The following is a 12,275-nucleotide window of genomic DNA, read 5'->3' as shown; positions in this document are numbered from 1 at the left end:
CCGATCCTGTTTCGGACTTTTCCGTCTCGGGCCTCATGCCGCCATTCTGCCGATCGAGTGATATTCGATGCCGTGCCGCGCCACGACCTTGGGATCATAGAGGTTGCGGCCGTCGAAGATGACCGGCGTGGTCAATGCATCCTTCAGCGCATCGAAGGACGGTGCGCGAAAGCTCTTCCATTCGGTGGCGATCAGCAGCGCGTCGGCGCCGCGCAGCGCCGCTTCCTTGGTGCCGCACAGCATCAGGTCGTCGCGCAGTCCGTAGATGGCCTGGCATTCCTGCATGGCCTCGGGGTCGTAGGCCTGGACGGTCGCTCCGGCGTTCCAGAGCGCTTCCATCAGCACGCGCGCGGGCGCCTCGCGCATGTCGTCGGTGTTGGGCTTGAAGGCCAGGCCCCAGAGCGCGAAGGTCTTGCCCTTGAGGTTGCCCTTGAAATAGCGGTGCACCTTGTCGAACAGGACGGATTTCTGGTCGTTGTTGCGCTCCTCGACGGCGCGCAGCAGCTTGGCGTCGAATTTGACGCCCTCGGCGGTCTTGATCAGGGCGCGGACGTCCTTGGGGAAACACGAGCCGCCATAGCCGAGACCCGGATAGATGAAGTGATAGCCGATGCGCGGATCGCTGCCGATGCCCTTGCGCACCTCCTCGATGTCGGCGCCAAGCTGCTCGGCGAGGTTCGCCATCTCGTTCATGAAGCTGATCTTGGTCGCCAGCATGCAATTGGCGGCGTATTTCGTGAATTCGGCGCTGCGCACGTCCATCACGATCATCTTCTCGTGGTTGCGGTTGAAGGGCGCGTAGAGTTCGCGCATCACCGCCTCGGTGTCCTCGCTGTCGGTGCCGACGATGATGCGGTCCGGCTTCATGCAATCGGCGACCGCGGAGCCCTCCTTGAGGAATTCGGGATTGGAGGCGACATCGAAGCTCAAATCCTCGCGGCCTCTTTTCTTCAGCGTCTCGGCGATCCTGGCCTTTACCTTTTCGCAGGTGCCGACCGGCACGGTCGACTTGCCGACGACGATCTTGGCGGTATCCATCTCGCGGCCGATGGTTTCGGCGACCGCCAGCACATATTTGAGGTCGGCCGAGCCGTCCTCGCCGGGCGGCGTGCCGACCGCGATCATCTGGATTTCGCCATGCCTGACGCCGGCCGCCGCATCGGTGGTGAATTTGATGCGGCCGGCGGCGTGGTTCTCCCTGACGATGCTTTCAAGGCCTGGCTCGAAGATCGGGACAAAGCCCTGGTTGAGCCGCTCCACCTTGCTTGCGTCGACGTCGACGCAGACAACCTGGTGGCCAACCTCGGCAAGCACCGCCGCCTGCACCAGGCCGACATAGCCAATTCCAAACACCGTCAAGTTCATTCGGTTTCATTCCTGTCCAGGGCGTGGAGCCGTTTCCGGTCCGGCCGGTTCAATTCGTCTTTCCTAACTCTTTTACGCTGCATACCAGCGATTCCGGAAACTGGCAGGGCTCCCCGAGCGCGGTGAAGGCGACGCGCTCGACCTGGAGCGACACCTTGCCGTCCGGCTCGGCGAACGTCCCCATCCATCCCTTCATCGTGTCGCTGCCCCAAAGACTGAAGAAGATCTTCTGGGCATGGCTTGGCAGCTTCGCCGGATCCGTGATGGTGTTCACCAGCTGGCCGTTCACGTACCAGCGCAGGCTGTCTTTCTCCCAGACGAAGGCGTAGTCGTTGAAGGCGCTGTCGGTACCGCCGGGCACGTCGACCAGCTTCTCGTTCTTGCCCTTGCCGCCGATATAGGCGTTGACCTGCACCTTCGACGTATCCTTGGTCAGGACCTCGAAGTCGATCTCGTCCCAGGGCTGCTTGTCGGACGGACCGATATAGGTGAAGAAAGCCGCGTTGAGGCCGGAGCCGGAGCCGGTCTTCATCCGCGCCTCATAGGTGCCGTAGCCGAAACGCTGCTTGGTCTGGATCTCGCCGCAGGCGAACTCGCGATCCTTGGTCTTCTGCTTCGCGAAACCGAGCGAAAGAACGCCATCGGAAAGCTCGACCAGACCTTTCGACCATGTGCAATTCTGATGGCTGCCGTTCGTCCAGCCGTCTGAAACGTACCAGCGCCCACGATCCAGGCTCTTGAAGTCGTCGACGAAAGAGGGCGCGGACTGGATGTCCTGCGCATGAGACGGACTTGCCGACAGGCTGCCAAGCACGGCGAGCAGCAAAGCAACCGCCAGACCGGACCGCCGGCCGAAATGCGGGCTTGAAGGGGGCTGGATTGCTGTCGTGGACATGGTTTTTGGTTCCGAACTCATGACAAACTCACCTTTGCGCTGTGTCCCCAACCCAAATTCGACGTTTGAACCGCTTCCAAACGGGCCAACCTTGACCTCTTCAATCCCCCTCCCGACTTCCAGCCCCGCATCAACTCTATCGTAACAGTCCCGCGCAGCCACTTTCACCCTCGGCCGGCTCCCTGCTGCCTGATCTGGCCGACCGTCGTCGAATCGTCCGCCGCATGGTCGTCGAAGACCATATCCAGCGAATGACGGAGCTCGCGCATTGCGCCGCCCTGGCGCGCCAATGCCGCGATGCGGCGCTCGCTGTTCAAGATCGACTGCGTCAAGGCACCGACTTCGGACGATCGGCGGTCGGAGGCGGAGCCGTTTTCCATCGCTTCGACGAGGAAGGCCGCGTTGGTCGCCTCCTTGCGGTAGCGGACCTCCAGACCGGTTTTCTCGGCATCGATTTCGGCCGCGATCTGCTCGAACAGCTTCGCCAACCGGTCCAGGCGCGCGACGTCGGTGTGCCTGTCGCGGGCCGGATCCCTTGATCTGAAGCCGAATATCGAGGCCATGAACTTAAATTCCCGTCATCGCCGGCTTTCTGGGCCGGCTTCTGGCCAATCCCCGCAACGGGGGCTGAAAAACTCGTACCGCGCCGTCCGTCTCCTCTGACGAAGAGAGACTTCGGACCAGTCCGATCGGGGGCCAGTTCGGCTGGTCGTTCAATTTGCTGCACCGCAGCATAGACTGCCATCCCCGGAGCCGCGAGGCAACCACCCAATTCGTAAACTCATAAATCCGATCGAAATGATTGCGAGGTGGGCTCGTGGCCGGCAGGCAACCCGAATGCTCCCGGCGCCTCAGGATCCCTTGCCCGTGCTGGTTCCGGCCATCAGGAAACGCAGCGGCGGCACGTGCTTGTTCCTGGACACGAGGCCAACACTTCGCAACAGCGCCTCGATCTTGTCGGATGCCACGCCCTGGACGATGGGGACGAGGTTGGATTGGCTTGCGAATGCATAGGCCGCGGCCGACGCCAGGCCCCGCTCGGCCTTCACGTCGAGAAAATTGCGCAGCCGGTATTTGTCGCGCACATGCCGCTCGTGCCGCCTCAGGACCGCCTTGGACCCTTCCGGCAGGCTGTCAATGGCCAGTAGCGCCAGATCCGCATCGGCGAGCCGCTTCAGGTCCTGCGTCTTGTGGCGGCCGCTGAGCGAATCGGCGCGCACGATGGCGCCGTAGCCGCAGGAGCGGATGACCTTGAACCGCGCCCCATGGGCGACCGCGCGCGCGTAGAGTTCGTAGTCCTCGCCCAGTCGCAGGCTCTCGTCGTAACGCAACCCGTGGCGGTCCAGAAAGGCACGGCTGATGACGGGCTTCAAGAAGCCCAGTTCGCCTCTTTGCACGCGGCGCCTGGAGATGTTGCCTTCTACAAAACGTTCGAAATCGAGGAATTCCGGCTCGGCGGCAAAATCCGGGGCGACGATTTTGGTCGCGTCCCCGGTCGCATCATCCCTGATGAGCATGATGTTGTCGGCGGCGAAATCCCAATCGGCGCCGGCAAACAGGGTCCGAAACCGGCCCTCGAGGAAAAAATCGTCGGCATCCAGAATGCTGATGAACGGGGCTCGCGAACCGGCGATCGCGGCATTGCGGGCAAAGGACGGGCCGCGATTGACGTCGAGACGCATGACCGCAAGCCGGCCGCTGCCGTCGTCAGCCGAGCGGGCGACCTCGGCCGTATTGTCGGTCGAGCCGTCGTCGACGACGACGACCTCCGCCACTTCCGGTTCCTGCAGCGCGGATGCGATGGCAACCGCGATGGTGCGCGCCGCGTTCTTGGCCGCGATGATCACACAGACCTCGGATTTCGTCGTCGACATGGAATTTGCCTCTTGCACAGGTTCCGTTTTGCCCTCGCCCTGTACGCGTCCGATATCCACCGCCATCAAGGACTGGCCGGCCGTTCGAAGATCCGGCGGCTGATGTCGGCCGACGCCGCCCAGCCGGCCTCGGAAAGGTAGCGGACCGGTGCCCGGCCGCACAATTCCCACAACACCGTCCGCCGCTGCGGCCAGCGCAACGACGACAGCCATGGCGCGATGACCATGCTGAGCAGGTCCTCATTGCCGATGCGCGACAGGATGGGCTTTGCCCGCTCCGACAGAAGCGTGCCGGTGCCGCCCAGCAGCACATCGGCGGCGCGCAGGCCGAGCAACAAGGTGTCGTCCAGTCCCTGGGTCACCGCGGCATCGAGCACACGCTGCTGATCGGCCTCGCCAAGGCGGCTGGCGCTGGCCCTGATATCACAGACATAGCCGGCGCAAGGTTCGCGGTTGAACAGCGCCTTGGCGACGCTGATGCAGGACAGCATCAGCGTGTCGGCGGCCGAGGTGAAGGGGACTTCGGCGCCGGCGATTTCGACCAACCGTTTTCGCCGCAGGAACCCGTCGGAATCGCGCGGGCTCGGCGAGCCGGGCTGCTGGAGCCGGTAATGCAGGTCGACCGTGGATGATTTCGGCCCATTGCCGCGGATCATGTGCTGTTCGCCAAGGAAGCGGACCCACCAGACCGAGCGTGACTTGCCCGAGACCTCATAGCCGATCGCGCGCAGCGCTTCGCGCGCCTTCAAGAAGCCGGCAGGCGAAACCAGTATGTCGACATCGCCCGAAGGCTTCATGAAGTGATCGTCGTAGAGCAAATGCTGCTGGAACGGCCCCTTCAGAAAGACAAAATCGATCCGCCTGTCGTGCAGCGCCTCGTGGATGGCTATCGAATCCATGAGGCAGGCGGCGTTCATCGAGACTGTCCTCCTGCGATACGTTTCGAGCCACTGGAAGAGTTCTGCCGGCCTCTCATGCGCCGGCGCGCGCGAGAGTGCCTTCAGGACGAAGGTGGCGACCTTGTTCAGCCTGGCGATATCAGCGACGGCAGCGTCGGATAGGCCCGGCGTCGAGACGTCGCCGGCCGTCGCCGCCGCCCCCCCGAAATACACCCGTAAGCACGCTTGCACATAGGCGATCTCGTCGGCGCAGTCGGCGGCGCGGAGTCTTTCATAGGAGCTTTCCGGCAAGGCCATTGAGCGCACAGTCTCCAAAAAGCGGTTTGCGCGACGCGTATGCTGCAAGTGCGAAGCAAAGCATCCTCAAAAACCGCGGCGCCGTAAAGCCTTTCCTTTCGCACCACGGAGTTTTGCAACCACAGCGTTTGCCTGGCCAATCCCGAAGAGCGGCGCCGACCGAGCAAAAATTCTGGCTCCGTTGAGCCGGTCGGCCGGCGACCGACTGAGAAAGCCAAGGAAATTTGGTCTTTTTTCAGGCCCGTCTAAAAAAGCACCAGCTTTGCAATTTTTTTATGCAAGCAAATTCAACACTTTAGTAAAAGTGCCACAACAATGCTCAGTTACGTCGTTTTCAACGTAAAAACGGCCGAATTTTGAGCATCCTCCACACACATGGTGACACTCGCAACCCGGAATTGATTAACCAGAGGTAAATCAGGCTTGACTCATAAATGCTGCCATGCAGCTATTGCGGTGCAGCATGAAAGTGCTGACGGCAATCGACAGGCCGTTTCCAGTCCCCGATAGGAGAGTAAAATGGAACAGAATGTTGAAAGGCAGGAGTACGAAACGCCAAACCTGACCGTGCATGGTTCGATCGAGACCATCACACAGGGCGGCGGCGGCAACACGGCGATCGATGCGTCGTTCCCCGCGCATACGCCAATTGGCGACCTCACGTTCTCTTGAGACTATCCTGATTCTGGAGGAATGACGTTGGGCCTCCAGGATCGAAGATAAATAAAATGGAGCCGGGGATGAAAATCCCCGACTTTCCATTGAAACGATGACGCGTAAACCGTGTGTTAAACGAGGTTTTAGGATGAACTGGAACCCATCCGAGCACGATTGCGTAAAGGCCACCAAGGACGCCGTTGCTTGCGAATTCGGCGGCGGCCTCGCGCTTCTCAACCTGAAATCCAATATTTATTACAGCCTCAACGGCGTCGGCGCTTTTATTTGGGAACTCATCCAGGAACCCAGGCCGATCGCCGATATCCGCGGCGCCGTCCTTGCGCGCTACAATGTCGATCCCGACCGCTGCAAGGCCGATGTCGACGCCCTGCTGAAGGGCCTGGCGGAAAATGGGCTTGCGAGGCTGGAGCATGAGGCACTCGTCTAGGCAGGTGTCGCAAAAGGCCATGGTTGCGCGGCAAAGACCTGTGACGCAGAGAACCCCGACGCCGATGAAGCAGCGGCCTGGGCGGCGGAGCCTGGCCAGGATTTTGTCCTTGAGCGGCTCGGAAGCATTTTTCCTGTGCCGCTGCCTGCTGGTGGTCGCGACCGTCCGGCTTGGGTTGACATTGTTCTCCTACAACCGCGTCCGCGCGATGGTGACACGGCTCAACGCGCGCCAATGCGCCAGCATGGGCGAGTTGCGGCTTGTCGCCTGGGGGGTTGCGGCGGCCGCACGGTTCGTGCCGGGCGCCACATGCCTGACCCAGGCGCTTTCGGGCCAATACCTGCTCGCGCGCCAAGGCAACGCCTCGAATATCCGCATCGGCATCGAGCGCGGCACGGGCGAACAATTGAAAGCACATGCCTGGCTGGTCAGCGACGACCACATCGTGCTTGGCGGATCCGTCGATGGTTTCGCGCATCTGGTCGACCACGGCAGCCGATGAGTGGCGTGGCCGGAATCCTGCTGCGAGAGGGCCCCGCGCCGGCTGAAGCGGCGAGCGGCATCCAACAGATGCTGGCGCGCATGCGCCATCGCGGCCCCGACGGAAGCTCATGGTGGCTGGACAGCGGCATCGCGCTTGGCCACGCCTGGCTCAACACGACCGAGGGAGCCGGCCCCGGGCCGCTGACCATGGCTGGCGGCAAGCTCGCCATCACCGCCGACTGCCGGCTCGACAACCGCGACGAACTGCTCGCCAGGCTCGGCATCAGGGACAGCTCAGTCGCCGATGCGACATTGCTGATGCGGGCCTATCTGCGCTGGGGTGAAGACTGCCCCATGCATCTGCAAGGCGATTTCGCTTTTGCCATCTGGGATGGGGAGCGGCGGCTTTTGTTCTGCGCGCGAGACCATTTCGGGGTCAAGCCGTTCTACTACCACGCGGCCGAGCAGCGCTTTACCTTTGCTTCCGAGATCGGCCCGATCCTCGGCGCCGAGGGGGTCGGCGCGCGCATCAGCGAACACCGGATTTCGGGATTCCTGGCCGGGCTGCCCGACGACCCGCAATCCACGCCCTATAGCGACGTCTTCGCTCTGCCAGCGCGTCACAGCCTCACCGTCACCGCGCAACGCGTGGTGCTGCGCCGATACTGGCAGATCGAGCCATCGCAGCGAGCGTCGCGGTCCGATGCCGCGGAGGAATTCGCCCATCTGTTCTCGCAATCGGTCCGCAATCGCATGCGTGGAAGTCCGTCGGTCGGCGCGATGCTGAGCGGAGGCCTCGATTCTTCCTCGATCGCGTGCGTGGCCGGCCTGCGGAACGCCGCCGAGCGGAAACCGAAACTGCCGACCTTTTCGTTGATTTTCGAGAAGGGTTCGTCGATGGACGAGCGCTTCTTCATCGATGCCGTGCTCGATCAGCGGAACACCGACCCGACGCTGATCCCTGTCGGCAATTATGCGCCTTTCGCTGAATTCGACCGGGTGCTGGAGGAGCAGGAAGGCACCTTCCTGGCGCCGGGCCTGACGCTGACCCGCGGTATCTACCGGACGGCGGGCGCCAAGGGCATCAAGGTGCTCCTCGACGGCCACGGCGGCGACGAGGTCGTCTCGCAGGGGCATGGCCATCTGCACGAGCTTGCCAATGGCGGCAGATGGCTGGATCTGTGGCGCGAGGTCCGCAGCGCTTCCAACACCTATGGCGACAGCACGCTCGGCCTCTATTTCCAGTTCCTCACTATTTACGGGCCGGCCTGGCGCATCGCCAAGCTGAGGCAGTTGGGGAACCGAGCCCTCAACAGAATACGCAAACCTGCCCAATCGCGGCGGGGCCGGAGCTGGCGCGACCTGATCAATCCGGACCTTGCCAGGCGAACCGAACTCATCGACCGGTTCCACCGGGCTGGCTATATGCCACCCGGCGTCCAGGCCAGCGACGCGCTCAGCCATCGCTGGATCCTGTCCAACGGCTATGTCCCGCACTCCTTCGAGGTTCTGGACAAGGCGGCCGCCAATTTCGGCGTCGAGCCGCGTTATCCGTTCTGGGACAAGCCGCTGGTCGAATTCTGCCTGGGGCTGCCGGGCGAGGAGAAGCTCAGTCACGGCTTTGGCCGCTATGTGCTGCGCCGGGCCATGGAGGGCATCCTGCCGGCGGCGGTCCAGTGGCGGCGCGACAAGATCGATTTCACCGCCAACCTGGTCAACGGCATGGTGCGCAACCATCGCGACCTCCTGGAACAGCTTCTCGTTTCGGACACCGGCCGCATCGCGCCCTATGTCAACCTGCCTCAGGTGAGCGCAGCCTATGCACGGCTGCTGCGCCAGCCGGAGCAGGCGGCGCCGCTCGATGTCCAGTATGTCTGGCGCTCGGTGTCCCTGTCGCTGTGGCTGCGGCAGGTCCAGCATGGCGGGAGCCCCGCATGATGTCTCGCCATGAGCCGTTCGCCGGCGATCTCGATCATCTTTCCCGGCACGGCAGGATCGCGGGACAACGACGCTATTACCGCGCCTACGGCCTGACCATTGCGTCCGACGTATCATTGCCCGAGCTGGAGCCCGCGGAGCCGGCGGCGGCGGATATCCTGATTGCCCTCGGCACTATCGACATGCCGAAGCCGGCGCCCGATACAGCGACTATCTTCCGCTTCGAACCCAATCGGCAATATCTGGCCTGGGAGGCTGTCGGCGCCTTCCTGATCAGCGATGCCAGACGCATCGATGTCGAGCCGGCGCCCGGCGTCGACGACGCCCTGCTTGCCTTCCCGTTGCTGGGGCCGGTGCTGGCGCTGCTCCTGCACCAGCGCGGCCTGCTGGTTCTGCATGCCAGCGCCATTGCGGTGGCCGGCAAGGGTGCCATCTTCATGGGCGACAAGGGCGCCGGCAAGTCGACGACGGCAAGCGCGCTGATCCGGGCCGGACATGATCTGCTTACCGACGACGTCGTGGCGCTCGATCTGGCGGAACCGAGCCAGCCGATGATCGTTCCGGGTTTTCCGCAGATCAAGCTTGCCGCCGATGCCGCGGCGGCGATTCCGCTCGATCAGGCGCAGGTGCGGCCGCAAGTGCATCCGGCGATCGAGAAGATGCAACATCGCCTGCACGGCGCCTTCTCCGGCAACAGAGTGCCGGCGGCCAGGATTTATATTCTCGAGCGCGGCCAAAGCGCCGGGATTACTCCCCTGCCTCACATCGCGGCCTTGCCGGCCATCATCAGATTCTCCTACGTGACGCGTTTCGGCCGGGCGGCGCTCTCCGGCGATTTCGCGGCGGTGCATCTTCGCCACTGTTCAGCAATCGCTAACCATGTCGGCGTGTGCCGGCTGGACGTTCCGACCGGCATCGACAGGATCGGCGAGGCTGTGGCGCTGATCGAAAAGGAACTGGCTGGAGATGCCTAGGTCATCGGTCTTCAGCCTGTCGCTGTTTCGCGACGTCGCGGCGTTCGGCGCCGTCATTGCCCAGATCGGCGGGCGGCGAACCTGGACGGCGCTGCTGTTCCTGATCCTCGGCAGCCTGACGGAAGGCATTTCCATCCTGCTGCTGGTGCCGCTGCTGCATCTGGTCGGCCGCGCCGACCAGGATTTCGCGGTCAGGCTGCCGAACATCGATTTCGTGCGCTGGCTGGTGCCCGGAGGAACGCTGCAGCTGACCACGGTGCTCTGTGCGCTGGTCGGGCTTGTTGCCGTTCAGGCAGCCTTCAATCGCTTCAAGTCGGTCTACATGGCGAGGCTGCTCTTCGATTTCATCAACCGCTTGCGCATGAACCTGTTCGAAAGCATCGGCAAGGCGCGTTGGGGGGTGTTCACGCGCATGCGCGGTTCCGACCTCGACCATGCCCTGACCGGCGACATCGACCGCGTCCAGGGGGCGGCCTTCTCGCTGCTGATGCTGGTGCAGATCGCGGTGCTGCTGGCGGGCTATCTCATCATTTCCATGTTCATCTCGCCCGTGATGACGCTGTTCGCGGTGGTCATCGGCATGCTGATGTTTGTCGCGCTGCAGCCGTTTCGCGCACGGGCCACCGCTTTTGGCCGGGTCCTGACAAGCAATCGCCAGGACCAGTACCGGACGGTCTCGGAATTTCTCGGCGGCATCAAGGTGGCCAAGAGCCTGAATGTCGAGGCCAGCTATTTCGCGCAATTGCAGGCAACGCTCGAAAGAATGAAGGCCGACAACATCGCCTATGTCCGCAACTCCTCGATCGGCACGGCCGTGTTCCAGGTGGCGAGCGTGGTGGGCTTGAGCGTCTTCATCTATGTGGCGCTGGTCCGTTTCAATCTGTCGCTGGCCGAGATCGTCGTGCTGCTGCTGGTTTTCATGCGCATCGCGCCGCGCTTCATGGACATGCAGACGCAGGCTCAGCAGGTGCTGATCAACCTGCCCGCCTATACGGCAATGCGTAGCCTGCAGGCCCGTTTCGACGCCGAGCGGGAGCCAGGCCATGCCGGGTTGGAGGACACGCGCAAGTTGGCCCTCGATACGGGGCTGAACATTCGCGATGTCTCCTTCACCTACGACGATGCCGGCAAGCCGGTGGTGAGCGATATCACCTTCGGCCTTCCGGCCGGCAAGGTCACGGCGCTGATCGGCCCGTCCGGATCAGGCAAGAGCACGATCGCCGACATGCTGCTCGGCCTGCTCGAGCCGACCGCCGGCAAGATCCTCGTCGATGGCGTCGAGATCGATGCCGGCAATCGCCGGCGCTGGCGCGATCAAGTGGCCTATGTGCCGCAGGACGTGTTCCTGCTGCATGACACGATCGCGGCGAACCTGCGTCTTGCCGCGCCCCAGGCCAGCGACGAGGAGTTGTGGATCGCGTTGCGTGCCGCCCATGCCGGCGAGTTCGTCGAACGGCTGGATCTGCGGCTGAAGACGGTGGTCGGCGACCGCGGCGTGCGGCTGTCCGGCGGCGAGCGGCAGCGCATCGCGCTGGCGCGCGCGCTGCTGCGCAAGCCCTCGCTGCTCATCCTGGACGAGGCCACCAGCGCGCTCGACTGGCAGAACCAGTCGCTGATCGCCAGGTCGATCGATGGCCTGCGCGGCGCAATGACGATCCTGACCATCGCGCACCGGCCATCGATGATCGCTTTCGCCGACTGGGTGGTGGCGATGGAGGACGGCCGCGTCGTGGAGGTCGGGCAGTATCAGCGCCTCAAGGCGAAGCCGGGGAGCCGGTTGTCCAAAATGCTGTCGGGAGAACAGTCGGAGGCCGAGCCCGCCGATGTGGCCTGAGGGCGGCCCCTTGGGCTTAATGCAAGCTACGGCGAGCGCTGCCCAGCTTCTCGCCCTCGGACACTTCGGGGGCGTTCTGCTTTCTCTCGGCTTCGCGCAGCCTGTCGGCCGGCGTCGGCTCGCTCCTGGCAATCATGGCGTAGACAACCGCGAAGTAGCCGGCCTGGATGACCACGGCGCAGATGACGACGCGCAACAGCGTCGTGCCAAGCGAAGCCCCACCCAGCCAGGACCACGCGACGACGATCGCGAGCGCGAAAAGCATCCCAACGATGAATTTTGGAAGCGACATACCCAACAGCCCATAAACCGGCTCGGGTATATCCAACGATAGCCCCACCCGAGCGCCGTCCCTTGTGATGCGGGCTTGTTAACCACCCGCTCTCGACCGGTTGCTTCCGGCCTTTCAACCTGTCGCCACCGTGACAGGTATAATTTGCAATTCTATTAAGGCGAGCAGAAGGCGGCAAGGGCAACCGCACATATTTTTGATTGAGCTTACGCGTTCGACTCTGCCATGCTGCAACGCACGCGACCGCACTCCACTCAACCTGCAGCCGTCAGAAACCGTGAGTACAATCTATAATATTAGGTAGTATTTTAGCTGAATA

At 63.0% G+C, this 12,275-nt stretch carries 12 protein-coding genes; 6 read left to right on the top strand and 6 right to left on the bottom strand.

What is annotated here, in order from left to right:
- Window positions 1-33: 33 nt before the first annotated feature.
- From LB569_RS00405 to LB569_RS00385, 5 genes are all read right to left on the bottom strand, one after another.
- Window positions 34-1,365 (bottom strand): UDP-glucose dehydrogenase family protein, encoded by a 1,332-nt coding sequence (locus tag LB569_RS00405; RefSeq protein WP_140709479.1) that lies wholly within the window; start codon window positions 1,363-1,365, stop codon window positions 34-36.
- Between the two features lie 49 nt (window positions 1,366-1,414).
- Complete coding sequence (locus tag LB569_RS00400) at window positions 1,415-2,281, bottom strand: glycoside hydrolase family 16 protein (RefSeq protein ID WP_224690645.1); 867 nt, start codon at window positions 2,279-2,281, stop codon at window positions 1,415-1,417.
- A gap of 143 nt (window positions 2,282-2,424) precedes the next feature.
- On the bottom strand, window positions 2,425-2,823 hold the full coding sequence (locus LB569_RS00395) for a hypothetical protein (protein WP_224690644.1): 399 nt from the start codon (window positions 2,821-2,823) through the stop codon (window positions 2,425-2,427).
- Window positions 2,824-3,111: 288 nt separating this feature from the next.
- On the bottom strand, window positions 3,112-4,134 hold the full coding sequence (locus tag LB569_RS00390) for a glycosyltransferase family 2 protein (protein WP_140709474.1): 1,023 nt from the start codon (window positions 4,132-4,134) through the stop codon (window positions 3,112-3,114).
- A gap of 65 nt (window positions 4,135-4,199) precedes the next feature.
- Window positions 4,200-5,330 carry a nucleotidyltransferase family protein gene (locus tag LB569_RS00385; RefSeq protein WP_224690643.1) on the bottom strand — a complete coding sequence of 377 codons (1,131 nt, stop codon included), beginning with the start codon at window positions 5,328-5,330 and terminating at the stop codon, window positions 4,200-4,202.
- A gap of 519 nt (window positions 5,331-5,849) precedes the next feature.
- Between LB569_RS00385 and LB569_RS00380 the strand changes: the two genes are divergently transcribed.
- The 6 genes from LB569_RS00380 (at window position 5,850) to LB569_RS00355 (ending at window position 11,664) form a co-directional block, all read left to right on the top strand.
- Window positions 5,850-6,002, top strand: a complete 153-nt coding sequence (locus LB569_RS00380) for a lasso peptide (protein ID WP_140709470.1) — start codon at window positions 5,850-5,852, stop codon at window positions 6,000-6,002.
- A 133-nt stretch (window positions 6,003-6,135) separates the two neighbouring features.
- On the top strand, window positions 6,136-6,435 hold the full coding sequence (locus LB569_RS00375; protein WP_140709468.1) for a PqqD family protein: 300 nt from the start codon (window positions 6,136-6,138) through the stop codon (window positions 6,433-6,435).
- 109 nt (window positions 6,436-6,544) lie between these two features.
- Entirely contained in the window at window positions 6,545-6,937 is a 393-nt protein-coding gene (locus tag LB569_RS00370; protein ID WP_224690642.1) for a lasso peptide biosynthesis B2 protein, read from the top strand.
- Complete coding sequence (locus LB569_RS00365) at window positions 6,934-8,856, top strand: lasso peptide isopeptide bond-forming cyclase (RefSeq protein WP_224690641.1); 1,923 nt, start codon at window positions 6,934-6,936, stop codon at window positions 8,854-8,856. The genes LB569_RS00370 and LB569_RS00365 overlap by 4 nt, the downstream gene beginning before the upstream one ends.
- Entirely contained in the window at window positions 8,853-9,830 is a 978-nt protein-coding gene (locus tag LB569_RS00360; RefSeq protein WP_224690640.1) for a serine kinase, read from the top strand. Before LB569_RS00365 ends, LB569_RS00360 begins: the two co-directional genes overlap by 4 nt.
- Window positions 9,823-11,664: an ABC transporter ATP-binding protein gene (locus tag LB569_RS00355; protein ID WP_224690639.1), complete on the top strand. Its 1,842-nt coding sequence runs from the start codon at window positions 9,823-9,825 to the stop codon at window positions 11,662-11,664. Before LB569_RS00360 ends, LB569_RS00355 begins: the two co-directional genes overlap by 8 nt.
- Window positions 11,665-11,680: 16 nt before the next feature.
- Here LB569_RS00355 and LB569_RS00350 read toward each other — a convergent pair whose 3' ends face one another.
- Entirely contained in the window at window positions 11,681-11,956 is a 276-nt protein-coding gene (locus tag LB569_RS00350; protein WP_140709458.1) for an exopolysaccharide production repressor exox, read from the bottom strand.
- Window positions 11,957-12,275: the final 319 nt, after the last annotated feature.

Source organism: Mesorhizobium sp. BH1-1-4, assembly GCF_020165665.1.
In the GTDB taxonomy this organism is placed as follows: domain Bacteria; phylum Pseudomonadota; class Alphaproteobacteria; order Rhizobiales; family Rhizobiaceae; genus Mesorhizobium.
This window is presented reverse-complemented; position numbering and strand designations above follow the sequence as displayed.